23 protein-coding genes are annotated in these 25397 nt (G+C 62.0%); 7 read left to right on the top strand and 16 right to left on the bottom strand.

Features of this window, described 5'->3' with window-relative positions; translation table 11 throughout:
- From BMX62_RS07995 to dapF, 10 genes are all read right to left on the bottom strand, one after another.
- On the bottom strand, positions 1-685 hold a 685-nt coding region (locus BMX62_RS07995), incomplete at its 3' end, for a PAS domain-containing protein (protein ID WP_143339699.1).
- Between the two features lie 129 nt (positions 686-814).
- Positions 815-2485 (bottom strand): ubiquinone biosynthesis regulatory protein kinase UbiB, encoded by a 1671-nt coding sequence (gene ubiB, locus BMX62_RS07990; protein WP_090207023.1) that lies wholly within the window; start codon positions 2483-2485, stop codon positions 815-817.
- Between the two features lie 18 nt (positions 2486-2503).
- Positions 2504-3124 carry a ubiquinone biosynthesis accessory factor UbiJ gene (locus tag BMX62_RS07985; protein ID WP_090207018.1) on the bottom strand — a complete coding sequence of 207 codons (621 nt, stop codon included), beginning with the start codon at positions 3122-3124 and terminating at the stop codon, positions 2504-2506.
- A 32-nt stretch (positions 3125-3156) separates the two neighbouring features.
- Positions 3157-3906, bottom strand: coding sequence for a bifunctional demethylmenaquinone methyltransferase/2-methoxy-6-polyprenyl-1,4-benzoquinol methylase UbiE (gene ubiE / locus BMX62_RS07980; RefSeq protein ID WP_090207015.1), 750 nt, complete (start codon positions 3904-3906; stop codon positions 3157-3159).
- Positions 3907-3920: 14 nt separating this feature from the next.
- The gene (locus tag BMX62_RS07975; RefSeq protein ID WP_420795816.1) at positions 3921-4094 is read right to left on the bottom strand and encodes a gamma-butyrobetaine hydroxylase-like domain-containing protein; all 174 of its coding nucleotides are present in this window, start codon (positions 4092-4094) and stop codon (positions 3921-3923) included.
- The gene (gene hslU / locus BMX62_RS07970; RefSeq protein WP_090207006.1) at positions 4091-5431 is read right to left on the bottom strand and encodes an ATP-dependent protease ATPase subunit HslU; all 1341 of its coding nucleotides are present in this window, start codon (positions 5429-5431) and stop codon (positions 4091-4093) included. The genes BMX62_RS07975 and hslU overlap by 4 nt, the downstream gene beginning before the upstream one ends.
- Before the next feature lie 45 nt (positions 5432-5476).
- Entirely contained in the window at positions 5477-6010 is a 534-nt protein-coding gene (gene hslV, locus BMX62_RS07965) for an ATP-dependent protease subunit HslV (protein WP_090207002.1), read from the bottom strand.
- A 78-nt stretch (positions 6011-6088) separates the two neighbouring features.
- On the bottom strand, positions 6089-6991 hold the full coding sequence (gene xerC / locus BMX62_RS07960; protein WP_090206998.1) for a tyrosine recombinase XerC: 903 nt from the start codon (positions 6989-6991) through the stop codon (positions 6089-6091).
- Positions 6991-7707, bottom strand: a complete 717-nt coding sequence (locus BMX62_RS07955) for a DUF484 family protein (RefSeq protein WP_238375912.1) — start codon at positions 7705-7707, stop codon at positions 6991-6993. Before BMX62_RS07955 ends, xerC begins: the two co-directional genes overlap by 1 nt.
- Positions 7708-7885: 178 nt before the next feature.
- Positions 7886-8770: a diaminopimelate epimerase gene (gene dapF, locus BMX62_RS07950; protein WP_090207059.1), complete on the bottom strand. Its 885-nt coding sequence runs from the start codon at positions 8768-8770 to the stop codon at positions 7886-7888.
- Between the two features lie 133 nt (positions 8771-8903).
- On the opposite strand from dapF, the gene BMX62_RS07945 reads away from it, so the two are divergent.
- Complete coding sequence (locus tag BMX62_RS07945; protein WP_090206994.1) at positions 8904-9908, top strand: amidoligase family protein; 1005 nt, start codon at positions 8904-8906, stop codon at positions 9906-9908.
- Positions 9905-10681 (top strand): gamma-glutamyl-gamma-aminobutyrate hydrolase family protein, encoded by a 777-nt coding sequence (locus BMX62_RS07940; RefSeq protein ID WP_090206990.1) that lies wholly within the window; start codon positions 9905-9907, stop codon positions 10679-10681. Before BMX62_RS07945 ends, BMX62_RS07940 begins: the two co-directional genes overlap by 4 nt.
- On the opposite strand, the gene BMX62_RS07935 is transcribed toward BMX62_RS07940, so the two are convergent.
- The 4 genes from BMX62_RS07935 to BMX62_RS07920 all read right to left on the bottom strand — a co-directional run bounded on the left by BMX62_RS07935 (position 10639) and on the right by BMX62_RS07920 (position 15786).
- Positions 10639-11556, bottom strand: coding sequence for an endonuclease/exonuclease/phosphatase family protein (locus BMX62_RS07935; RefSeq protein WP_420795817.1), 918 nt, complete (start codon positions 11554-11556; stop codon positions 10639-10641). The genes BMX62_RS07940 and BMX62_RS07935 overlap by 43 nt on opposite strands.
- A gap of 1 nt (position 11557) precedes the next feature.
- Positions 11558-12898 (bottom strand): c-type cytochrome biogenesis protein CcsB, encoded by a 1341-nt coding sequence (ccsB, locus tag BMX62_RS07930; protein ID WP_090206987.1) that lies wholly within the window; start codon positions 12896-12898, stop codon positions 11558-11560.
- 37 nt (positions 12899-12935) lie between these two features.
- Positions 12936-14966 carry a cytochrome c biogenesis protein ResB gene (locus tag BMX62_RS07925; protein WP_090206984.1) on the bottom strand — a complete coding sequence of 677 codons (2031 nt, stop codon included), beginning with the start codon at positions 14964-14966 and terminating at the stop codon, positions 12936-12938.
- A 196-nt stretch (positions 14967-15162) separates the two neighbouring features.
- Complete coding sequence (locus tag BMX62_RS07920) at positions 15163-15786, bottom strand: c-type cytochrome (protein WP_090206981.1); 624 nt, start codon at positions 15784-15786, stop codon at positions 15163-15165.
- Positions 15787-15959: 173 nt separating this feature from the next.
- On the opposite strand from BMX62_RS07920, the gene yihA reads away from it, so the two are divergent.
- Positions 15960-16586: a ribosome biogenesis GTP-binding protein YihA/YsxC gene (gene yihA / locus BMX62_RS07915; RefSeq protein WP_090207055.1), complete on the top strand. Its 627-nt coding sequence runs from the start codon at positions 15960-15962 to the stop codon at positions 16584-16586.
- A gap of 158 nt (positions 16587-16744) precedes the next feature.
- Here the strand turns inward: yihA and polA are convergent, their stop codons facing one another.
- Positions 16745-19447 (bottom strand): DNA polymerase I, encoded by a 2703-nt coding sequence (gene polA, locus BMX62_RS07910; RefSeq protein ID WP_090206978.1) that lies wholly within the window; start codon positions 19445-19447, stop codon positions 16745-16747.
- Positions 19448-19632: 185 nt separating this feature from the next.
- Between polA and BMX62_RS07905 the strand changes: the two genes are divergently transcribed.
- From BMX62_RS07905 to BMX62_RS07890, 4 genes are read left to right on the top strand one after another with little or no spacing between them, the layout of a single operon-like run.
- Positions 19633-20907, top strand: a complete 1275-nt coding sequence (locus tag BMX62_RS07905; RefSeq protein WP_090206977.1) for a bifunctional O-acetylhomoserine aminocarboxypropyltransferase/cysteine synthase — start codon at positions 19633-19635, stop codon at positions 20905-20907.
- A 35-nt stretch (positions 20908-20942) separates the two neighbouring features.
- On the top strand, positions 20943-22181 hold the full coding sequence (locus tag BMX62_RS07900) for an HDOD domain-containing protein (RefSeq protein ID WP_090206976.1): 1239 nt from the start codon (positions 20943-20945) through the stop codon (positions 22179-22181).
- A complete protein-coding gene (gene lipA / locus BMX62_RS07895; RefSeq protein ID WP_090206975.1) occupies positions 22181-23170 on the top strand; it encodes a lipoyl synthase in 990 nt (329 codons plus the stop codon). The genes BMX62_RS07900 and lipA overlap by 1 nt, the downstream gene beginning before the upstream one ends.
- Positions 23163-23906 carry a HesA/MoeB/ThiF family protein gene (locus BMX62_RS07890; RefSeq protein WP_090206973.1) on the top strand — a complete coding sequence of 248 codons (744 nt, stop codon included), beginning with the start codon at positions 23163-23165 and terminating at the stop codon, positions 23904-23906. The genes lipA and BMX62_RS07890 overlap by 8 nt, the downstream gene beginning before the upstream one ends.
- Positions 23907-23960: 54 nt before the next feature.
- On the opposite strand, the gene gatB is transcribed toward BMX62_RS07890, so the two are convergent.
- A complete protein-coding gene (gatB, locus tag BMX62_RS07885) occupies positions 23961-25394 on the bottom strand; it encodes an Asp-tRNA(Asn)/Glu-tRNA(Gln) amidotransferase subunit GatB (protein ID WP_090207051.1) in 1434 nt (477 codons plus the stop codon).
- Positions 25395-25397: the final 3 nt, after the last annotated feature.

The raw sequence follows: 25397 nt of genomic DNA, 5'->3' as shown, positions 1-25397 counted from the left end.
CGCTGTGGTCGAGATCGTATTTCGCTTGTAGCGCGGGGTGACTATCGAAACGTTGAAAGCCTATGTTCAGGGGCAGAAGACACAAAAATAGGGCCCCTTGCGCGGCCCCCGCTGACCTCCCCGCCCGAGTGGGCGAGGGTTCACGCGGGTTTTTGCTGATCTGTTGGCTGGCATAGGGAATGACATAACGTCCGTCGGCACGGCGTTCAAACTGATAGATCATGCCTGGGGCCGCCTCGGCGATCTTGCGCAATGTTTCTTCCACCTTCTGCTGTCGGGTGATGTCCAGCGCGGCCCCGGCAATGTGCCTTAACTGCCCCGCCTTGAAGACCTTGCGACAGATATCCTCGACCCAGATATAACTGCCTTCATAGGTCATGATCCGGTAGCGACGACAGAGATCCCGGGTTGAATCACCGTGTAGCCAGGTTTCAAATCCTGTCAGGGTGGGCGCCACGTCATCGGGGTGCACGAGATGGAACCATCCCCCGGGGACGGTGAGTTTTTCGTCATCAATGCGCAGGAACAGGCGTAAATTGGGGGAAATATATTCGATGCGATAGGGAGGGACGGCTTCGGTGCAGTAGACCACGGCTGGAGATAAACGGAGTATCTCGTCCAGTATCCTGGGGAGACTGGAGGTGTCTATCGGTGGGCTGTCTTCGGGATCAGACGAGGTATTCACCGGGATTGCCAGGAAAGAGCCACCTGCGAGGAAATCGCGCGTTCATCTTAGCAAATTTTCCGGCAGGGCAAGACACCCATGCCGCGCCCTGACCCTCATCGGTCAGGGGCAGGATTCACCGCCATCCCCTCAGGCCCGGCGCAGCCAGGCCAGCAGCAGCATCCCCAGACCGGCGATGCCGGCCAGCCAGGCCGGCCAGGGCGCGCCCATCACCGCCGGCAACTCCGGCGCCAGGGTCAGCATCAGCACACCGCTGATCAGCAGGCTGCCCCCGGCCACCGCCAGGATGGTGGCCCGGTTGCCCTCCCGGACTTCCGCCCGCAGGGCCTGGAACTGGGCCTTGTCCATGCCCCGTACCCCCACGCCGCGGGCCTGAAGCCGCAGGGCCTCGTGGATCAGACCCGGCATGTCCGGGGCCTTTTCCAGGATCAGGGGCAGATTGCGCCTAAAGCCCTTGACCAGGGCCCGCACCCCCACCTGCTCGTCCATCCAGCGCTGGATGAAGGGACGGGCGGTCTGCCACAGGTCCAGTTCCGGGTAGAGATCCCGACCCATGCCTTCGATGTTCAGCAGGGTCTTCTCCAGCAACACCAGCTGGGGCTGGACCTCCATGTTGAATCGCCGGGCGGTCTGGAACAGGCGCACCAGCACGTAACCGAAGGAGATGTCCTTGAGGGGCTTTTCGAAAATGGGCTCGCACACGGTGCGGATGGCCGCCTCCAGCTCCGTGATCCGCACATCCGGCGGCACCCAGCCGGACTCCACGTGCAGCTCCGCCACCCGGGCGTAGTCCCGATTGAAGAAGGCATAGAAATTCTCTGCCAGATAGCGCTGGTCCGCTGGCGAGAGGGTGCCGACGATGCCGAAATCCACCGCCAGATAGCTGGGGTCCGCCGGATCGGAGACATCGATGAAGATGTTGCCCGGGTGCATGTCCGCATGGAAGAAATTGTGGCGGAATACCTGGGTGAAGAAGATCTCCACCCCCCGCTCCGCCAGCAGCTTCAGGTCCACCCCCAGGGCCTTGAGGGTGGCCACGTCGGACACCGGCACCCCCTGGATGCGCTCCATCACCATCACGTCCTTGCGGCAGTAGTCCCAGAACACCTCGGGCATGTAGAGGACGTTGGAATTCTCGAAGTTACGGCGGATCTGGGAGGCGTTGGCGGCCTCCCGCAGCAGGTCCAGCTCGTCCAGGATGGTCTGCTCGTACTCGGCCACCACCTCCACCGGTCGCAGCCGCTTGCCCTCGGGCCAGTAGCGCTCGGTCAGCTCGGCGATGACGTACATGAGCTCCACGTCCCGGCGGATGGCCTTCTCGATGTTGGGCCGCACCACCTTGACCACCACCCGGCGACCGTCATGCATGACCGCCCCATGGACCTGGGCGATGGAGGCGGAAGCCATCGGGGTCTCCTCGAAGGAGGCAAACAGGCTCTCGATGGGACGCCCCAGGGACTTCTCGATGATGGCCCGGGCCTGCTCGTTGGGGAACGGCGGCACCCGGTCCTGGAGCTTGGCCAGTTCCACCGCGATATCCTCGGGCAGCAGGTCCCGCCGGGTGGAAATCATCTGGCCGAACTTGATGAAGATGGGGCCGAGATCTTCCAGGGCCCGGCGAATCCGTTCGCCCCGTCCATAGGGTACGGTGCGGAACCAGTTCCACGGACCCAGGTAGCGCAAGAAGCGCACGGAGCGCAGCAAACGGATCGTCAGCACCACGTCATCCAGCCCGTGGCGGATGAGGACACGATTGATGGTGATCAGTCGAAGCAACTGGGAGGGGTGCAGATGACGCATCGAGAGTCCTGAATGTTCTTATTGCTGGGCCCGTTCCCGGGCATGTTCCAGGCGCTGGATACGGGCCTGGAGGCGGTCTGCGTCGCTGCGCAGACGGTCCACCTCGTCCATGAAGACCTCCACTTCGCCCCGGGTGGGCAGGCTGCGGGTCTGTTCCTGCAGGCAGGCTTTGACCTCCTGGCGCAGGGATTCACGGCTGTGCTGCAACCAGGTCGTCAGGTCGCGCCAGGTGGCACTGGCCCGCTGGGCCAGTCGATCCCCCGCAAGACCGGCCAGCAACGCTTCCCAATCCAGATCCACCTGCCGCAGCAGGTCGCTGAACCGACGGGCCAGTTGCGGGTCGCCGATCACGCCGACCCCTTCCGGCAACCGGGCGCCGGGCGCCCCCGCCATCAGGCTCGCCAGGGTGGCGGGGGCACCGCTGATGGTCACCCCCGGCTCGCCGTCGTACTGCCCCAGCACCTGCAGGTAATCCTGGGCCGGCACGAAATACAGGCACAGATCCACGCCGGTGACCCGAAGCGCCACCACGCCGCCCCGCAGGGCCGCCAGGCGCGCCCCGCTGTCGGGGTCCAACGCCAGGTAACGGCGGATGGCCTGCTCCAGCAGGGCCGTGACCAGGGTGGTGGGTGCAGGCATGGGCATTTCTCCCGTGGGGCAGGCTCGCGGCGCTAGAGCTTGTAGCCCTTGTGCAGCGCCACGATGCCGCCGGTCAGATTGTGGTAGTCGCAGCGCTCGAAACCGGCCGTCTGCATCATCTGCTTGAGGGTTTCCTGGTCCGGGTGCATGCGGATGCTCTCCGCCAGATAGCGGTAGCTGTCCGCGTCTCCCGCCACCACCTTGCCCATCAGCGGCAGGGCCTTGAAGCTGTAGACATCGTAGACCGACTGCAGGGGCTTGCTGGTGGGCTGGGAAAACTCCAGCACCAGCAGTTTGCCGCCGGGACGCAGCACCCGCAGCATGGAACGCAGGGCGGCGTTCTTGTCGGTGACGTTGCGCAGGCCGAAGGCAATGGTGATGAGATCAAAATAATCGTCCGGATAGGGCAGGCATTCCGCGTTGCCCTGGACGTAGTTGATGTTGCCCACCAGTCCTTCGTCGATCAGCCGGGTGCGGCCACAGGCGAGCATGGAGGCGTTGATGTCGCACAGCACCACCTGACCGGTGGGACCGACAATGCGGGAAAAACGGGAGGTCAGGTCGCCGGTGCCGCCGGCCAGGTCCAGGATCTTCTGACCGGGGCGGGCCGCGGCCACCTCGATGGTGAACCGCTTCCAGATCCGGTGAATCCCCATGGACATGAGGTCGTTCATGACATCGTACCGGCTGGCCACGGAATGGAACACCTGCCCCACCCGTTTGACCTTGTCCTGCACCGGCACCTGTTCGTAGCCAAAATCAGTGGTGTTGTCGTCGGACATGCATACTCCCGTTATCAGCCCTGGCGCTGGTGGCCGGCGGCCTCCAGTCGCTCCAGATAGGTTTGCCACAGCCGGGCCTGATCGACGCCCAACCGGTAAGGATATTCCCAATCGTAGATGCCGGTATCATGCCCATCGGAGAACACCAGCTTGATGCCGTAGTTGCCCACCGGGTCGGTGGGGGTCACAGGATATAGCGACTCAGATCCTCGTCCTGCACCAGTTGTTCCAGACGCTCGCTCACATAGGCGGCGTCGATGACCACGGGGCTGCCGCAGTCGGGAGCTTCGTAGGCGATCTTCTCCACCACCCGCTCCATGACCGTGTGCAGGCGCCGGGCACCGATGTTTTCGGTACGCTCGTTCACCTGGAAGGCGATCTCCCCCAGACGGCGCACACCGTCCTCGGTGAACTCCACGGTGACACCCTCGGTGGCCAGCAGGGCCGCATACTGTTCGGTGAGGGAGGCGCGGGGTTCGGTGAGGATGCGCACGAAATCCTCGGTGGTGAGGGCCTCCAGCTCCACCCGGATGGGCAGACGGCCCTGCAGTTCCGGGATCAGATCCGAGGGTTTGGCCAGGTGGAAGGCCCCGGAAGCGATGAACAGGATGTGGTCGGTATGCACGGACCCGAACTTGGTGGAGACGGTGCAGCCTTCCACCAGGGGCAGCAGATCCCGCTGCACCCCTTCCCGGGAGACGTCGGCGCCGCTGTATTCGCCGCGACGGACCACCTTGTCGATCTCGTCGATGAAGACGATGCCGTTCTGCTCCACATGGGAGACGGCCCGCAGCTTGATGTCATCCTCGTTCACCAGGCGGGCGGCCTCCTCGTCGGTGATCAGCTTGAAAGCCTCGGCGATCTTCAACTTGCGGGTGCGGGTGCGCTGTCCACCCAGGTTCTGGAACAGGCCCTGCAACTGACTGGCCATGTCCTCCATCCCCGGCGGGGTCATGATCTCCACCCCCGGCGGCAGGGCCTGGACCTGGATCTCGATTTCCTTGTCATCCAGCTTGCCTTCCCGCAGGCGCTTGCGGAATTTCTGCCGGGTCTCGGAATCGGCGCCCCGGGACGGGGTATCGTCGGCCATGAAGCCACCGCTGCTCCGGGGCGGCGGCAGCAGGGCATCCAGGATGCGTTCCTCGGCGGCCTCCTCGGCCCGGTGGCGCATCTTGTCCATCTCCTGCTCCCGCAGCATCTTGACGGCGGCATCCACCAGATCCCGGATGATGGATTCCACGTCCCGGCCCACATAGCCCACCTCGGTGAACTTGGTGGCCTCGATCTTGATGAAGGGGGCATTGGCCAGCCGGGCCAGGCGCCGGGCGATCTCGGTCTTGCCCACGCCGGTGGGGCCGATCATGAGGATGTTCTTGGGGGTGACCTCGCGGGCCAGGGCCGCAGGCAACTGCTGGCGGCGCCAGCGGTTGCGCAGGGCAATGGCCACCGCCTTCTTGGCGGCATCCTGACCGATGATGAAACGGTCCAGTTCCTGAACGATTTCGCGGGGGGTCATTTCAGTCATGGCAATCTCTTTGCGCTGACATGGGGGGCGGCAATCCACTAAAGATTACAGCGCCTCGATAGTCAGATGACGATTGGTGTAGATACAGATGTCGGCGGCGATATTGAGGGATTTTTCGGTAATCTCCCGGGCCGACAGTTCGGTGTTCTCGTACAGGGCACGGGCGGCGGACTGGGCGAATGGACCGCCGGAGCCGATAGCGATGATGCCGTCTTCCGGCTCGATCACGTCACCGTTACCGGAAATGATCAGGGAGTTGTCCTGGTCGGCCACTGCCAGCAGGGCCTCCAGGCGGCGCAGGGAACGTTCGGTGCGCCAGTCCTTGGCCAGTTCCACCGCAGCACGCAGCAGGTTGCCGCTGTATTTTTCCAGCTTGCCCTCGAAACGCTCAAACAGGGTAAAGGCATCGGCGGTGCCTCCGGCAAAACCGGCCAACACCCGGTCATGGTGCAGGCGCCGGACCTTGCGGGCATTGCCCTTCATGATGGTATTGCCCAAAGAGACCTGCCCGTCTCCACCCAGGGCGACCTGCCCGTTGCGGCGCACGGAGACGATGGTGGTACCACGGAACTGTTCCAAGGGGAGACTCCTCACGTCTTGATGCCGACGACTGAGGGGGCATTGTAACGGAACTGGGGCGCAAGGGGAGAAGACCGGTCACGAGTTTTGCTTTCGTCGCCGGGCCCTGGGGTGGGCGGCATCGTAAACCTTGGCCAGATGCTGGTAATCCAGATGGGTGTAGATCTGGGTGGTACTGATGTCCACATGCCCCAGCAGTTCCTGCACTGCCCGCAAGTCCTGGGATGACTCCAGCATGTGACTGGCAAAGGAATGGCGCAGCAGATGGGGGTACACGTGTCGCTCCAGCCCCTGTGCCAAGGCCCGGCGGGCCATGCGTTTCTGGATGTTTCGGGGGGTCAGGCGCCGCCCATGACGGGCCACGAACAGGGCCGTTTCCCCCGCTGCTGCCCATTGATCCCGCCGCTGCAGCCAGACTGTCAGTGCCTCCCTGGCCTTGGCACCCACCGGCACCTGACGCACCCTGCGGCCCTTGCCCAGCACCCGCACCATACCGTCCATCAGATCCAGTTGGGCACAGTCTAGGGCGATCAGCTCCGCCAGCCGCAGACCAGAGGAATAAAACAGTTCCAGTATCGCCCGATCCCGTATCGCCGGCAGGCTGTCACCGGGAATGGCCAGCAGACGGCCAATATCGTCCACATCCAGCACTTCCGGCAGGTGCCGGGATGTTTTGGGTGAGCGAATTCCCTGGGCAGGATTGGCACCCACCACGCCCTCCCGCAGCAGATAATTAAAAAATCCCCGCACGGAAGAGAGCAGGCGCTGCAGGCTACGACCACCGGACCCGGCCCGGTGACGGGTGGCCACCAGGGCACGAATGTCATGTGCATTGACCCTGGACCAGTCGATGTCGCTACCAGGGAACAGCAGCAGGGTCTGCAGGTGGATCAAATCCCGGCGGTAATTGCTGATGGTGTGGGGGGAGCACACCCGTTCCTGGCTCAGGTGATCCAGATAGGCTTGGATATGAGGGTCCATCAGGCGGAAAGGGGTGGCTCCACGGCAAGGCGATGGAGAATCGCGTGGGAGATGATTTCGCTCAGATAATCCAGGAACAGGGTGCCCATACCCGGATGGAAGCGGGTGTCGTCATGGCTGCCCATGCCCAGAACCCCCAGTGGCCGGGTGCCGTCCAGCAGGGGAACAGCGACAGCAGAGCGGGGGCCGTTGGCATCATGGCCTGGGAACAGGGCCTGATACTGCACTTCAGAGAGGCGACCACAGCGGGGGCGACGGGTCTCAAACAGGGCATCAAATCCCCGCATGGCCGGATCGTCGGGGGCGGTGAAATGCAGGCCCTGGCGCGGATCGCCACACAGACGCACCACCACCACATCGGCGCGAAACCCGTTACGCAACTGTTCCTGGGTCGTGGCCAACACCCCATCCAGGCTGTCCGCCTGCATCAACCCCAGGGCAAGTTGATACATCCGGCGACTGAGTCCCTCGTTCTCCCTGGCCACTTGTACCAGATCGACCAGTTTGCGTTCCAAAGCCCGGTTGCGCTCCCGCAACAGGCCGGTCTGGCGTTCGACCAACGACACCGCCTCCCCACAGGGATGGGGTACCCGCATCATTTCCAGCAGGGGCAGATGACGTTCGAAAAAATCGGGATGGGCACGAAGATAAGCCGCCACTGCAGCTTCGGACAAAGGTTCTTCGGCAAGAACCCCCTTGTCGGATATATTCATCATGTTGCGCGAGAAACCCCGTCTTTCAGGGTGGCGGGGAGGGGGTGTGTATCGTGGGGAGCACGATCACGGCGCCCTGCTCGCGTCCTCCTGTCTGGGTTGGGTTAAAAAGTATCGTCATCAACAGCACCCTTGCGGGTCTGGTGGCATGAGGGCTGTGCCTTCACCGCCCTGTCCCTGGTCAACCTGGCCTGTTGGCATATCCATCCATTTTCAGGCGAGGGGTGGTTGATACATCAATGGTCCCCGTAAAGACCGAAGTGGCGGGACCGGTCATGAAAACCGGATCATGCTCATGGCCGCTCCACTGTACCACAAGCCGGCCACCGGGCAGATCCACGTTCACCTGGGTATCCAGCAGTCCCTGCAGGCGTCCCACCACCACGGCGGCACAAGCGCCGGTGCCGCAGGCCAGGGTTTCTCCCACGCCTCGTTCATAGACCCGCAACTGAATATGTTCACGGGACATCACCTGCATGAACCCTGCATTGACATGTCGGGGGAAGCGGGGATGTCCTTCGATGGCCGGACCCAGTCGGGCCACTGGGGCGGTCTGTACATTGTCCACCAGCAGTACCGCATGGGGGTTGCCCATGGAAACCGTACCGATTTCCAGGGTCTGATCCTGTACTGCCAGGGTGTACCAGGGGGCTGCCCGTTCCGCCTCGAAGGGGATTTCCCAGGGCGTCAGTCGGGGCGTGCCCATATCCACAGTGACCTGTCCGTCCCTTTCTATCTGCAGGGTAATGTAACCGGCGGCGGTTTCCACGGGAATCCGGCTCTCCCGAGTCAGCCCCTGGTCGCGGACGAACACGGCAAAACACCGGGCGCCATTGCCGCACTGTTCCACCTCGTTGCCATCTCCGTTGAAAATGCGGTAGCGAAAAGCAGCCCGGGAGGGGTCTGACGGTGGTTCCACCATCAGCACCTGATCGCATCCGATCCCCAGACGGCGATGGGCCAAAAACCGCACATGGTCTGGGGTCAGGACAACCTGCTGGCGCACGCCGTCAATGACGACAAAATCATTGCCCAGACCATGCATTTTTGTGAATCGAATCATCATGCCAGCGAGATTAAAGGCTTGGTGGGTCACAGGGAAGCCCCAAAGAATAGCCTATTTTCCGTGGCGGGGATTTGCATGGTGTTGCCAAAACTGGTCAGATGCCTGGAACCCAAAGCCAAAACCATGGTTTGCGATGACTATTTTTGCTGCTTTACCTCATGATCATACCCCCGATGGTCATGTGCGCCGGGTCGGTGTGGAACTGGAAATGGCTGAAATTTCCCTGGACGCCATTGCCGACATCATCCTCGATTGCTTCGGCGGCACACCACAGCGCCTGTCTCCGTTTGAACAGCAGGTCACAGAGACTGCCCTGGGGGATTTCCGTCTGGAACTGGATAGCCGTCTGCTCAAGCGCAGGGAATATCTGGATTATCTGGAAACCATGGGGATTACGGTGGATCGGGATGCAGAACCCGGCGCCCTGGAACGGATGGTGGCGGACGTGGCCGGGTTGATTGTGCCCCACGAAGTGGTTGCTCCGCCCATTGCACATCACCTTCTGCCAGAGATGGATCGGCTGCGGGCGCGTTTGCAGGCCGCCGGTGCCAAGGGCACCCATACCTCCTTGCTCCATGCCTTCGGCCTGCAATTGAACCTGGAACTGGCCAGCCATGATGTTCAGTCCATCCTGCGGCATCTGCAGGCTTTTGTGCTGCTCAATGACTGGCTACTGGAGGCAGCCCAGACCGATTTATCCCGGCGTCTGACGCCCTTTGTAGAGCCTTTTCCTTCCGGTTGGGGAGAACGTATCCTGCAACCGGATTACGCCCCGGACCTGCCCGGACTCATTGACGATTATCTGACCGACAATCCCACCCGCAACCGCCCCCTGGACATGCTGCCCCTGTTTGCCCATCTGTCTCCTGAGCAGATCAAGGCCGCACCGGTGGAACATGATCTGATCCGACCCCGCCCCACGTTTCACTATCGCCTGCCAGACTGCCGGATTGACGAGCCGGACTGGAATCTGAGCCTGCCCTGGAATGGCTGGGTGGCGGTGGAGCAGTTGGCGGATGATCCCCAGCGACTGGCGGTGATGGCCCAGGCGTATCTGAATCAGTCTCAGGATAACCTGGTGGACAAGGGCCGCCGCTGGGTAGCCCAGGTCAGTGACTGGCTACGGAGCAGCCCATGACCTCCAGGCCGCGTATTGGTGTCACCGGCCCGGACAAGGGGGGGCTGGCAGCCTGGCTGATGACCGCCTGGTGCATCCTGCGGGCCGGGGGATGGCCAGTGCGGATTAGTCCGGCCCGCCCCCATGATGGCATCGGTCTGGATGGTCTGGTGATTGGCGGCGGCGCCGATGTGGACCCGGCGCTATACGGCCAGGACCCGCTGAGTCTGCTGCGGGAAATTGACGCCACCGAATCCGGCGGTGGCCGACAACGTGTGCTGGGGTTTATTTTCTATCCCCTGTTATGGCTGCTGCGACGCACCCTGTTGACTCGCCTGGAAGGGGAGGACCGGGGACGGGACCAACTGGAAGAGGCGCTGATCCGGACTGCCTGGAAACATCAGATGCCGGTGCTGGGTATCTGCCGGGGTATGCAACTGCTGAATGTGGTCCACGGTGGCACCTTGCACCAGGAGCTGAGCGGCTTTTATCGGGAATGTCCCCAGGTACGCAGTATCCTGCCCCGCAAGCAGGTGGTGGTGGCATCGGAGACGATGCTGGCGCAGCTGGTGGGGGAAGGCACATTGGCGGTGAATGCCCTGCACAATCAGGCGGTGGACCGTTTGGGTCATGGGGTGGTCAGTGCCGCCAGGGAATCCACCGGCGTGATTCAGGCCATCGAGGTCCAGGGGGGCGTAATGAGGATCGGAGTGCAGTGGCATCCGGAGTTTTTACCCCATAAAACACGCCATCAGGCGCTGTTTCGGGGGCTTGTGGCCGCCTCCCGCCACTGATCATGGCCGGATATCAGTCCGGCATGGGCCATGTGCACGGTCTCGGGGATCACCAGTTCCACCCCCACCGGCAGATGATCGGAGTAGTTCAGGTTGTAGACATGCACCTGTTTCAGTCCCAGTCCCGGCGTCACCAGAATATGGTCAAAGGCATGTCTGGGCCGCCAGCTGGGATAGGTCTTGGCACTGGCCAGGGGTTCCTGTAACCGGGTATGGCTGATCAGTCGCTGTACTTCCTGGGAATGGGAGGGAGTGTTCATATCCCCCATCACCACCACATGTTCATGGTCCCGCAGTACCTCGGCGATGTATTGCATCTGTAACATCCGGGCCTTGCGACCCAGGGACAGGTGAACCAGCATGATCACCAGGGAGTCCTCGCCGTGATGGGCGCCAAAATGGGCCTCCAGGGCGCCTCTTCCGGGAATACGCCCAGGTAGACGATGTTCCACCACCGAATGTGGCCGGAAGCGGGACAACAGCCCCAGGCTATGCTTGGCCAGTTTACCCAGATTGCGGTTGGTCTGACTGTACCAGTAGGGCAGTTCGCTCCGGTGCGCCAGATACTCGGCCAGATTGATGAAATTGCTGCGCAGGCTGCCGGCGTCCAGTTCCTGCAGCCCCACCAGATCAAATCCGGCAATGAACCGGGCAATACTGTCCAGGTTGCCCATCCGCCCCTCATAGGGCAATACATGCTTCCAGCTGTTGGTCAGGTAATGACGAAAACGCCCCGAGGCAATGCCTACCTGAACGTTATAGCTGAGAATCCGCAGCCGCTGCCCCCCCAGGGTCGGCGGGGTGCTAGGCCCGATGGACAGGGTGTTCATCAGGGCAGCGGCATCATGGCCATTGCCGTGATGCCTGGGTTCCATTTCAGAGGCTGCCATAGGAATGCAGGCCACCCAGGAACATATTTACGCCGACAAAGGCAAAAGTGGTGATGAACAACCCCAAAATGGCCCACCAGGCCATGGGGACACCGCGCCAGCCTTTGGTAAAGCGCAGGTGCAACCAGGCGGCATAGTTCAACCACACAATCAGGGCCCAGGTTTCCTTGGGATCCCAGGACCAGTAGGCGCCCCAGGCCTCTGCTGCCCACATGGCCCCCAGCACTGTGGCAATGGTGAAAAAGGCAAAGCCGATGGCAATGGCCTTGTACATCACATCGTCCAGCACCTCTCGGCTGGGCAGGCGTCGGGCCAGCAGGCCATCGGGCCGGCGGCGCTCACCCCTGACCCGCATCAGATAAGCCACCCCCAGCATGGCGGCAATGGCAAAACCACCATAGCCGACGAAGTTGGTGGGGACGTGGACCTTCAGCCACCAGCTCTGCAGGGCGGGCACCAGTGGCTGCACCACGTGAGCTTCCCGTTCCAGGGTGTACCAGAGCAGAAAGGCAACGGCAGCACTGACCACCATCATGACGAAGCCGCCCATGTCCAGGTTGCGGGTCCGACGTTGGTAATAGAGATACATCAGTACCGTGACGACACAGAACAGGACAAAGACTTCCCACAGGTTGCTCACCGGCACATAGCCCCAGGTGGGATCATGCAGATAGGTTTCACGCCAGCGCACCAGCAATCCCGCCAGACCAAAGGCGGCGGCACACCAGGCCAGCACACTGCCCACCCGGGCAGCAAAGTCAGTGCGGGCAATCGGCCCCAGCAGGGCACCCACCGCCACCAGCAGCACCAGAGGGCTGACCCATTCCAGGCCCGGCATCAGACCACTGCGCCCCAGCCACAGACCCAGCAGACCCGCAGCACCGGTCGCCCCGCCAATGCCCAGGGCCAGCAACACACTGCGTCCGGATTCCCGCCGGAACAATGACGCCAGATAAGCGCTGGTGGACATGTACAGCAGCGCACACATCCACATCACTGCCGCTTCACCAGAGACCAGGTACTTGAGCAGGAAATGGGTTTGTGCGTTGGCCAGGTCCCCACCGTAACTGAATATCCCCAGCAGGCTCATGGCCGTCACCGCCAGGGCATACCCCTGGAAAGGTTTCCAGAACCAGCCCAACCACAGGCCAGAAGCCGCAGTGACCACCAAAGTGCCCGACTGGTAGATATCCATGGAACTGCCGTACACCACCAAAATGAAGATCGTGGCCAGTACCACGCCGGCGGCCCATAACCAGTCAATGGGAGACAGGCGACGGAAGTAGCCGGGATATTCGGTGCTTACAGTATCTGGAGTGACAGACATGGGCTTACCTGTTGATGGCTCACACGGGAAATCACGATCAGACCCGGCTTGTATCCTGATCTGCCGGCAGGGGCCGGGAGTCACCCAGAATGGCCTGGGCGATATCATCGAATTCCTGGTTGAAATCGGACATGTTGCGGTTGCTGGTGCCCGCCAGCACCAGATCCGTACCGGTAGCCCCCGGTCGTATCCAGACCCAGCAGCGGCGATGACTGACATACAGCAGCAGGAAAATACCCAGAATCAGCATGACGCTGCCTGCGTAGACTATACCCTGCCCAGGTGCCTTGGTGATCATCAGACCCGAGGCCTGGATATGGTCAAAATCGTTCAGATGCAGGAAAAACGGGGAACCGTAGAAAGGCAGGGCATTGATGGCCCGCAGTGCATCATCAAGAAAATGATCATCCGCCTCGCTGACCACCTCGATCCCTTCTTGTGCCAGCACCCGCAGATAGATGGCATCCAGCCCGGCGTTGAGTACCCGCAGGAAGATATCCGCCATCCGGTCCCATTGCCCTTCGGGGGACTGGACCTGGACCTGGGCAATCACCTCGTCGTAACCACCAACGGCAAAGGTTTCCAGCAGGCCGAGCATGGTGTCAGCCACCTGGGTGCGAAGCTGTTCGTCCACCCCCTCGAACTGGCCGGCGGCGGTTCGGGTGGTTTCATCCACCACGGCCCTGAGCACATCAGGATCGCTGAGCTTGGCCAAAAATGTCATGAAACGATCAACACCCCCCTGGGGGTCCAGGGGAATGTAGAGGAAGCTGAAAGGGTCTGCGGGATCTTCTCGCACACCGCTGAGCAGGTACATGCGGCCATCCCGCTCAAAGGGCTGCTGGAAGTTACGGTAAAACCGGCCCGCGCCGCTGCTGTCCCGAATCACATACTCAAAGCTTGGTCCCATGTCGATGCTTTGGCGCACCCCATGCTCTTCAATCAGGGTCAGGTTGGTGTCGCTAAAATCGGTGAATTCCACCCGCAACCGGCTGCCATCCTCGGCAGTCTGGGAATAGGTGCCAAAGATCCGGGCCGGCAGGGGCAGGGGCCGGTCAGCGCCCCGTCCCAGGGGGTACATACTCAGACCAAGACGGGAACCGCCGTCCCGGAAGCTGGCCTGGTAGAGGGTGTAGCCCCGGTAGGTCAGGGGGTGATTCACACTGATGGTATGGGCCAGAGGTTCGTCCAGCATGTCGTCATGGATCACCAGGTCGGTCTCAAACGCCCGCTCCTGGCCGGTGGCATGACGTTCCACCCGAAATGCCTTGACCTCGATGTAAAAAGGCAATTCCTGGACCACATAGCCGTTGCGTATGGTGATGAACGCCACATCCGCCCGTTGCCCCTCGGGGATCTCCACCGAGCCACGAAAGGAAGGATTGGCAGGAGAGACCCGACTCTGCTCGGGAATCTCGGACACAGGCACCTGGCGGGTCTCGATCTCCAGTTGCCCGGTAAACTCCGCCAGCATCAACGGCAGGCGTCCGTCTATCAGGCCACCGACACAGATGACCACGATGGCCACATGGGTGAAGAAATAACCCAGCCGGCCAGCACTGCCCCGCATGGCGGACAGCACCTGATGATCGCCATGATCTGCCTGGCGTACCCGATAGCCCCGGGCGCGGAACACCGCTTCGGCTCGGGCCATGAGGGGTGCTGGTGCTTCGGTGTGCAGGTTTCGCTGCACATTGTGCTGGAAGCTGCGCAGGGATTTTTCCTTCACCCCCAGCCGGAACTGGTTCATGTCCCGGATCATGGCCGGGGTGCTGCGATACACGCAGACACTGGTGGAAATCACCAAAAAGACGAGAATGAGCAGATACCAGGCTGCAGAATACACATGGTAAAGCCCCAGGGTGCGAAACAACTCGTGCCAGAAGGGACCATAGTCCAGCAGATAGGTGGTGTAGGGCTGGTTCTGTTGCAGGACGGTACCGACAATGGACGCCACAGCCAGGGCCACCAGCAAGGTGATGGCCAGGCCCATGGACCCAAGAAACCCCATCAGGACGGCAAAGGTGGAGCGTCGGCCAGGCGGCGGGTCAGAGGGCGTGCTGCTCATGATCTCACGGGTGTCGGAAGAAGATGGTGGCCTGTTTGACCCCGAAACCGGCACAAGTTCTACCGAGGGGCATGAAGACCACAAAATCGGCAGGTCTTTTGTCCTGGATCAAGTATTCCGGGCACCAGAACCCCACCGGCGATGGAAAAAAAGGGTGGCCCGTGGGCCACCCTTGGGTGCAGGATGCCAGGCTGTCTTACCTGGGCGGCAGGGTCGCGATGAACTCGGCCACGGCAGACATTTCTTCGTCGGTCATGCGGCCAGCCACGTTGCGCATCATCCGGGCAGGGTCATTGGCACGCAGGCCGTCGCGGAACTGCTGGAGCTGATCCAGGGTGTATACCCCGTGCTGGGCCGCCACACTGGGGAACACAGCGGCAGGGTTACCCTTGCCAGTGGGGCCATGACAGGCCACACAGGCGGCCACGCCACTGGCGGCGTTGCCGCCAAAGTAGATCTGACGCCCCAGGGCCAGTTTTTCCGCGCTGGCGCTGGTACGGCCCGGCGTGGCGGTCTGGCTGGCGAAATAGGCGGCCAGATGGGGCAGGTCTTCTTCCTCCAGGACAGCCACCTGGGGATTCATCAAGGCATGGCTGCGACGGCCTGCCTTGTAGTCTTGCAACTGCTTGAGCAGATAGGCCTCATCCTTGCCGGCAATCTTCGGCCATGCGGGCACTACGCTGTTACCGTCAGCCTGGTGACAGGCGACACAGGGACTGGATAATTCCTTGCCGCGCACCGGGTCACCGGGCTCGGCCAGTGTCGATGCCGACATGCTCATACCCAGTGTGGCGACGGCGATAAGGACAAGTTTTTTCATTGTGGGTTGACTCCTGAACCTGAAACAATAAGCGCTTCGTTGGTAACCTGACACTGACTCGCGCGTCGGGCGCAGCCTCAAAATAGCCGCAATGTATATCATACTAATCCGACCGTCGCAAAACGCCGACGAAGGTCAACCCGACACCACAACACAGCGAGTCCATAGCCTTGATAAACCCGGCTTACCACCAGGCGGAATTTCTCATCAGTGCCGCTACCCTCAAGGGTCTCCCCCCGGAACAGGGCCGTGAAGTGGCCTTTGCTGGCCGCTCCAATGCTGGCAAATCCAGTGCCATCAATACCTTGTGCCGGCAGCGGGCGCTGGCTCGAACCAGCAAGACACCGGGTCGGACCCAGTTGATCAACTTCTTCGCCCTGGACGATACCCGTCGGCTGGTGGATCTGCCAGGCTACGGCTACGCCAAGGTGCCGGAAGCCATGCGGCGACGCTGGGGACAATTGATGTCAGCCTATCTGGCCCAGCGGGCCTGTCTGCGGGGGCTGGTGCTGGTGATGGACATTCGCCATCCCCTGACCCCCCACGACTGGCAGATGATCGGCTGGGCCCATGCCCGGCAACTGCCTTTGCATGTGTTGCTGACCAAATCCGACAAACTCAAGCGGGGGCCGATGATGGATACGGTGCGGCGGGTCGCCCGGGCCCTGGGTGATGACGGGGTGACCGCCACGGTACAGCCGTTTTCAGCCCTCAAAAAACAGGGTGTGGAGGATGTCCACGGGGTGCTGGATTGCTGGCTGTTCGACGATACCGACGGGGCTGCCGATGGCGGGGGATAAGGGCACATAAAAAAGCCCCGGACGCCTTGGGGGTCGGCGTGAACCGGGGCAGTATTCGGCTCGACTTGGGGGAGTTCGAGCCATCCCGCTCAGGGAGGTCAGCGGGAAGCGCCGGGCTGCAGCGCTTACGGGGTAGGACAACAGAACGGTTCCAGGGTTCAATATCCGGTGTCCTGGCCATGGGCGGCGTCCCAGTTCTCCCCCACCCCCACGTCCACCAGCAGAGGCACATCCAGTTCGGCGGCCCCGCACATCAGCGCAGTGATCCGCTCCCGGGCCGCTGCCACCTGGTGTGTATCCACCTCGAACACCAGTTCATCATGCACCTGCATGATCATGGTGACGCCGGGGGATGTGGTCTGAATCCACTCATCCACCGCCAGCATGGCCCGCTTGATGATATCGGCAGCCGTGCCCTGCATGGGCGCATTGATGGCCAACCGCTCCGCCTGGGCACGCACCTGGGCATTGCGGGCGCGGATCTCTGGCAGATAAAGACGCCGCCCGAACAGGGTATCCACATATCCCTGCTCCCGGGCCTGGGTCCGGGTGCCGTCCATGTAGGCCTTCACCCCCGGATAGCGGGCAAAATAACGATCCACATAGTCCTGGGCGCCACTGCGGTCAATCCCCAGCTGTCGCGCCAGTCCGAAGGCCGACATGCCATAGATCAGACCAAAATTGATGGCCTTGGCCGCCCGTCGCTGTTGGGTGGTGACGGCCTCTGCCTCCACCTGGAAAACCTCAGCCGCCGTGGTCCGATGGATGTCCTGTCCATCGGCAAAGGCCTGCAGCAGTCCCGGATCGCCAGACAGATGGGCCATGATGCGCAATTCGATCTGGGAATAGTCTGCTGCCAGGATCTGGCGTCCCTGGGGGGCAATGAACGCCTGGCGGATACGGCGGCCCTCCGGGGTGCGGATGGGAATGTTTTGCAGATTGGGCCCGGAGGAAGACAGCCGTCCGGTAGAGGTGACCGCCTGATGATAGGAGGTATGCACCCGACCTGTCTCCCGATTGATCCGTTCCGGCAGCGTGTCTGTATAGGTGGATTTGAGCTTGGACAGTCCGCGATGGGCCAGGATCAGCCGTGGCAACGGATAGTCCAGGGCCAGTTGTTCCAGTACATCCTCGGCGGTAGAGGGCTGACCCTTGGGCGTCTTGCGGATCACGGGCAATTGCTGACGCTGGAACAGGATGTCCTGAATCTGTTTGGGTGACCCCAGATTGAAGGTGCAACCCGCCAGCCCATGGGCCTCCTGTTCGATCTGATGCATGCGCTCGGCCAGTTCATGGCTCTGGGTGAACAGTAACTCCGGGTCTACCTGCACCCCGGCACGCTCCATTCGGGAAAGTACCGGCACCAGAGGCATTTCCAGGGTATCGTAGATCTGTCGCTGCTCCTTCAGACTCTGGAGTTGAGGCCAGATACGCCGGTGCAGCTGCAGGGTGATGTCTGCATCCTCGGCTGCATAGGGGGCAGCCTTGTCCAGCTGTACCTGGGAGAAAGGAATCTGCCTGGCGCCTTTGCCGGCCACATCTTCGTAGCGGGTGGTCTTTACGCCCAGGTAGCGCTGGGCCAGGCTGTCCATGTCATGACGCCCGGCGGTACTGTTGAGCACATAGGAAGCCAGCATGGTGTCATGGGTGATGCCCTGCAACTCGATGCCGTGGTTGAGCAGGACGTTGCGATCATATTTCAGATGATGTCCCAGCTTGGGGCGATTGGGGTCTTCCAGCAGGGGGCGCAGTTTCTCCAGGGTTGCGTCCAGGGGCAGTTGCGCCGGGGCGTCAGCATAATCGTGGGCCAGGGGCAGATAGGCTGCCTCATGGGGTGACACGCTAAAGGACAGTCCCACCAGCCGGGCCTGCATGTCGTCCAGGCTGGTGGTCTCGGTATCAAGGGCAAACAGGGGCGCTTCGGTCAATCGGTCTATCCACTGGTCCAGTTGCTCCGGGTCCATCAGGATGTCGTAACGCGCCTCGGTTGCCGTGGGGGCAGATTCATCCTCTTCCAGTTCCGCCAGCCATGAATGAAACTCCAGACGGGTCAGCAATTCCCTTAACCGCGCCCTGTCTGTCTCCTGAACCTGCAGATCCCCGGGGCCTCGGTCCAGCGCCACATCACGGCGTACCGTAACCAGCGCCCTGGATCGGGGTAACCAGGCCAGGGCAGCGCGCAGATTATCCCCCACCTTGCCCTTGATCTCGTCGGCCCTGGCCATGATCTCATCCAGGCTGCCATAGGCCTTGAGCCATTTGACTGCCGTTTTTGGACCCACCTTGTTCACGCCAGGAATATTGTCTGACGTGTCTCCCATCAGGGTCAGATAATCCACAATGCCTGCCGGGGGCACACCAAATTTCTTCTCCACACCGGCTTCGTCCAGCACCGTACCGTTCATGGTGTCCACCAGGGTCACGTCCGGCCCCACCAATTGGGCCAGATCCTTGTCGCCGGTGGCAATGATCACCGCCATCTGTGCCTGGCGGGCCTGATGGGTCAGGGTGGCGATGACATCATCGGCTTCCACGCCACCCACCACCAGCACCGGAATGCCCATGACCTGGATCAGTTCGTGCAAGGGGGGAATCTGGGCCGCCAGTTCATCCGGCATGGGTGGCCGCTGGGCCTTGTACTGGGCATAAAGCGCATTGCGGAAGGTTTTACCCCTGGCATCGAAGATCACCGCCATGTCGCGGGGTTGATATTCCCCCATCAGCTTGCGCAACATGCCGGCCACGCCATAGATTGCCCCGGTGGGTTCACCCCGGGAGTTGGTCAGGGAAGGCAGGGCATGGAAGGCGCGGTAGAGGAAGGAGGATCCATCCACCAGGATCAGGGGAGAAGTCTTGTTCACCGGGCGGCTCTCGACAGGGGACCAGGGCAGGAGCGAAAGGGTACCTGGGTGCAAAGGATCAGGCCACTGGCTATTGACCGTCCGTGGGGATAGTCTTGTGCGGATACACCATCTTCCGGCGGTTGCAATACCGCAGCCCCAATTCCTCCCGCGATTGAAATTGCGGGTTTTCTTGCGGAGGTTCCATGAAGTTTGAGACCCAGGCCATTCACGCCGGCTTTAGCCCCGATCCCACCACCAAGGCCGTGGCGGTGCCCATCTATCAGACCACGTCCTATGCCTTTGATGATACCCAGCATGGGGCCGACCTGTTCGACCTGAAGGTGGCTGGAAATATCTATACCCGCATCATGAATCCCACCAATGATGTGCTGGAAAAACGCCTGGCTGCCCTGGAAGGCGGCGTGGGCGCCCTGGCCCTGGCCTCGGGCATGGCCGCTGTCACCTATGCCATCATGACCATCGCCGAGGCGGGACATAACATCGTCACCACCAGCACCCTCTACGGTGGTACCTACAACCTGTTCGCCCACACCCTGCCCCGCTATGGCATCGAGGTCCGCTTCGCCGCCCCCGGCGACATTGAAGCCATGACCGCCCTGATGGACGACAACACCCGGGCAGTGTTCTGTGAATCCGTTGGCAACCCGGCGGGTAATGTGGCGGATCTGCAAGCCCTGGCGGATATGGCCCATGCCCACGGGGTACCGCTGATTGTGGACAATACCGTACCCACACCCTACCTGTGCCGCCCCTTCGACCACGGTGCCGATATTGTGGTCCATGCCCTGACCAAGTACATGGGGGGACACGGCACCACCGTGGCTGGCGCCATTGTGGATTCGGGCAAATTTCCCTGGGCAGAACATAAGGATCGGTTCATCCGTCTGTGCGAGCCGGACCCGTCCTACCATGGGGTGGTCTATACCGAGGCTTTTGGCGCCGCCGCCTATATCGGTCGCGCCCGGGTGGTCCCCCTGCGCAACATGGGCGCCGCCCTGTCCCCGTTCAACAGCTTCATGATCCTGCAGGGTATCGAAACCCTGGCGGTCCGCATGGACCGGCATTGCGAGAATGCCATGACGGTGGCCCGCTTCCTCAAGGATCACCCCCAGGTAAGCTGGGTGCGCTTTGCCGGCCTGGATGATCACCCGGATCACGCCCTGGCACAAAAGTACATGAATGGCCGCGCCGCCAGCATCCTGTCTTTTGGTATCCAGGGTGGCCGTGAGGCGGGTGCCCGCTTTATCGATGCCCTGAACCTGGCCGTGCGTCTGGTGAATATCGGCGATACCAAGACCCTGGCCTGCCATCCAGCCACCACCACCCACCGTCAGTTGTCACCGGAGGAACTGCACAAGGCCGGGGTTGCCGAGGACATGGTCCGGCTGTCCATTGGCATCGAGCATGTGGATGATATCCTTGCAGATCTGGATCAGGCGCTGGTGGCGGCCCGCTAAAAAGCATTCATTTGCTGTACTCAGGAACATATTTCATGCCTGACAACACCATTTCTGCGCCATTACTGGCCAGTTTTTCCCCTTTGAAGGAGCTGTCCGACAAGGCCAGGGAGAATCTGGCCGGTAAATCCATCCGGATTCACCTCAAGGCCGGTACGCAACTGACGGCCACACAGGAAAACCGCTGGTTGCTCTATGTGCTGGAAGGGCGGGTCACTCTGGCTGCCGGGGATCAGACCACAGAGATCACAGCAGACAGTCCCAGGGCCAAACAGCCGCTGTTCACGGGGCAGAATCTGCGGGAGCTGGCTGTCTGTGCCGTCCCAAGTGCTCTGTTGCGGGTCGACCGCAATATGTACGAGTCCCTCACCCGGCAGCAGTGGAGTGACAATGTGGAGGTGGAGGAAACCTTCCTCTCCCCCCAGGAAAGCGCCATTTTCACCAAAATCTATCAGCAGATCTTAACCAGTCAACTGGATCTGCCGACCCTGCCGGAAATTGCCATCCGTATTCAGGGGGCCATGAATGACCCTGAAACCGACGTGCATCAACTGTCCCGGATCATTCAGCTTGATGTGGCAGTAACCGGCAGTCTGATCAAGGCTGCCAACAGTGCCTTGCATGGTGGCTCCAGCCCGGTGGGGAGCGTCCGTGATGCGGTCATCCGGCTGGGGTTTGATGTCACCCGACAGCGGGTGCTCACCATCGCCATGCGTCAGGTCTTCAGGACCAATGTCCCCATGCTCAGGCAGCGGATGAAAAGCCTGTGGGACCGCAGTGTCCATGTCTCTGCCCTGAGCTATATCCTGGCCCGCCATCACCCCCGCTTCGATCCTGAGCACGCCATGCTGGCGGGTTTGTTGCATCAGGTGGGCATGGTGCCCCTGCTGGATCATGTGGGCCGGAATTATCCGGATATCGACGCCTCGGAGCTGGATAATATCCTGACCCGCCTGCATCCTGTGGTGGGTGAACTGGTGATCAATTACTGGGGATTGGGGGCGGATATTTGTCAGATCGTGCGGGAATGGGGCCAGTGGGACAGAAAAACCCAGGACATCCCGGATTATTGCGATGTGGTCATGGTGGCTGAACTGTATCGCCATGCCCATGATCCGGATGGGCAACGGGACCGCTATCCCCGTTATGACCAGATTCCCGCCTATCACCGTTTGGGTTTGCCGGCGCCCGATGATGACATGAAAATTGATCTGTTTCGGGAATCCGAGGAGGAAATCATCCAGATCATGAATGTCCTCAAGGGGGGCAACTGATGACCACCCCTCCCCAGCGCCCGGTTCAGGGTGAAAAGCTGCGGGCCGCCGACAAGGTGGCCCGCATCCCGGTCAAGGTGGCCCCCACCGTGCAAGTCCAGCGCAAGCCGCCGTGGATTCGTGCCCGTGCCCAGGGCAGCCCGGAAGTTCAACGCCTCAAGCGGGTGCTGCGGGACAGTCACCTGCACACCGTCTGCGAAGAAGCCGCCTGCCCCAATCTGGGAGAATGTTTTGGCCACGGCACCGCCACGTTCATCATCATGGGTGACATCTGCACCCGGCGTTGTCCTTTTTGCGACGTGGCCCATGGCCGCCCCAATCCCCTGGACCCGCAAGAACCCGAGAACCTGGCCCGCACGGTGCAAGCCATGGGCCTGCGCTACGTGGTCATCACCTCGGTGGACCGGGACGACCTGCGGGATGGCGGCGCCGCCCATTTCGTTGACTGCATCCGCCAGACCCGCGCCCTGTGCCCGGAGATCCGCATCGAGATCCTGGTGCCGGACTTTCGCGGTCGCATGGAGATCGCCCTGGAAATCCTGGATCAGGCCCCGCCGGACGTCTTCAACCACAACATGGAGACCGTTCCACGGCTGTATCGGCAGGCCCGTCCCGGCGCCGACTATGGCTGGTCCCTGGCCCTGCTCAAGGCTTTCAAGGCCCGGCACCCGGACATCCCCACCAAGTCGGGACTCATGCTGGGTCTGGGGGAAACGTCGGCGGAAGTGGAGGCCGCGCTCAGGGATCTTAGGGACCATGACTGCGAGATGCTGACCCTGGGCCAGTACCTGCAACCTTCCCGGCACCATCTGCCGGTGAGCCGGTTCGTCACCCCGGAGGAATTCGAGCGTCTGGCCCAGGTGGCCTACGGGCTGGGCTTCTCTCAGGTGGCCAGCGGCCCCATGGTGCGCTCCTCCTACCATGCGGACCAGCAGGCAGCCGCCTATGGCCTGGACGCCGGCGCCCGGGAACCCGCCGGTCATGGATGACCCGATCCTGCTGCGCTACAGTCGCCAGATCCTGTTGCCCCAGGTGGGCTACGAGGGTCAGGAACGGCTGGGGCAGTCCCATGCCCTGATCATCGGCCTGGGGGGGCTGGGCAGTCCCGTGGCCCTGTACCTGGCCGCCGCCGGCGTGGGCCGGCTCACCCTGGTGGACTTCGACCGGGTGGATCTGTCCAACCTGCAGCGCCAGATCATCCATCGTACCGACCGCATCGGTCGGCCCAAGGTGACCTCGGCCGAGGAATCCATTGCCGGGATCAACCCCCTGGTGCAGGTGACCTGCATCGATCAGGCCCTGACAGGGGATGCCCTGGCCCGGGCCATGGCCGATGTGGACGTGGTGCTGGACTGTTGCGACAACTTCGCCACCCGCTTTGCGGTCAACCGGGCCTGTGTGGCCACGGGTACCCCGCTGGTATCGGCGGCGGTGATCCGGCTGGAGGGGCAGCTGTCGGTATTCGAGCCCCGGGTGGCGGACAGCCCCTGCTATCACTGTCTCTACGGAGAAGGCGAGGAGACCGCCGAGACCTGCAGCCGCAACGGAATCCTGGCCAGTCTGCCGGGAGTGATGGGAACGCTGCAGGCCACCGAGGCCCTGAAACTGCTGCTGGGTCTGCCCACGGTTCGGGGGCGGCTGCTGCTGCTGGATGCCCTGGCGATGGAATGGCGCAGCATCCGGGTGAAAAAAGACCCCGGCTGCACCGTCTGCGGCGGGGGGTAAGCAGGGAACTACCGGGTTCTCCCCCCTCCCCAGGGGGAGAGGGGATTGAATGGGTCAGGACAGCTTCTGCTTGAGCAGATCGTTCACCTGGGCGGGGTTGGCCTTGCCGCCGGTGCGCTTCATCACCTGACCGACGAAGAAGCCGAACAGCTTGTCCTTGCCGCTACGGTACTGCTCCAGCTGGGAAGGATTGTCGGCAATCACCTGATCGATCACTTGCTCGATGGCACCGGTATCGGTGATCTGCTTGAGCCCCTTGCCCTCGATCACTTGATCCGCATCGCCTTCACCGGCCCACATGGCCTCGAAGACCTCCTTGGCGATCTTGCCAGAGATGGTGTTGTCCTGGATGCGTCGCAGTAGTCCCCCCAGGGCCTCGGCGGAGACGGGGCTGTCGGTGATCTCCCGGCTTTCCCGGTTGAGGGCGCCGGTCAGCTCCCCCATCACCCAGTTGGCCGCCAGCTTGGCCTGACCTTCCACGGCAGCCGCCACCTGTTCGAAGTATTCGGCCATTTCCCGGCTGGCGGTGAGTACGCCGGCATCATAGGCGGACAGGCCGTGATCGTTCATGAAACGGTGCTTTTTCTCGTCCGGCAACTCCGGCAGGGAACCCCGGACCTGTTCGATGAAGGCGGGCTCGATGTCCAGGGGCAACAGATCGGGATCGGGGAAATAGCGATAGTCATTGGCCTCCTCCTTGGAACGCATGGAGCGGGTTTCCCCCTTGTCCGGGTCGAACAGGCGGGTCTCCTGCACCACCGCGCCACCGCCTTCCAGGATGTCGATCTGACGCTCCACCTCGAAGTGAATGGCCCGCTCCAGGAACCGGAAGGAGTTGAGGTTCTTGATCTCGGTCCGGGTGCCGAACTTCTCGGTGCCCTTGCGGCGCACGGACACATTGGCATCACAACGGAAGGAGCCTTCCTGCATGTTGCCGTCACAGATCTCCAGATAACGCACCAGGGCGTGGATCTTCTTCATGTAGGCCACCGCTTCGCGGGCGGAGCGCATGTCCGGCTCGGAGACGATCTCCAGCAAGGGGGTGCCGGCACGGTTCAGGTCCACCCCGGTCATGCCGTGGTAATCCTCGTGCAGACTCTTGCCCGCGTCTTCTTCCAGGTGAGCCCGGGTGACACCGATGGTACGGGTCTGGCCGTCTTCCAACTCGATGTCCACCTGCCCACGCCCCACCACGGGCAGCTCATACTGGGAGATCTGATACCCCTTGGGCAGGTCCGGATAGAAGTAATTCTTGCGGGCGAAGATTGAGCGGGGCGCAATGGGCGCACCGATGGCCAGGCCGAACTTGACGGCCATGCGCACCGCTTCCCGGTTCAGCACCGGCAGCACGCCGGGCAGCCCCAGGTCCACCGCGCAGGCCTGGGTGTTGGGCTCGGCGCCGTAGGCGGTGGAAGCGCCGGAAAAGATCTTGGATTGCGTGGACAGCTGGGCGTGGATTTCCAGCCCGATGACCGTTTCCCATTCCATCAT

The organism is Ectothiorhodospira magna (genome assembly GCF_900110965.1).
Classification (GTDB): domain Bacteria; phylum Pseudomonadota; class Gammaproteobacteria; order Ectothiorhodospirales; family Ectothiorhodospiraceae; genus Ectothiorhodospira; species Ectothiorhodospira magna.
This window is presented reverse-complemented; position numbering and strand designations above follow the sequence as displayed.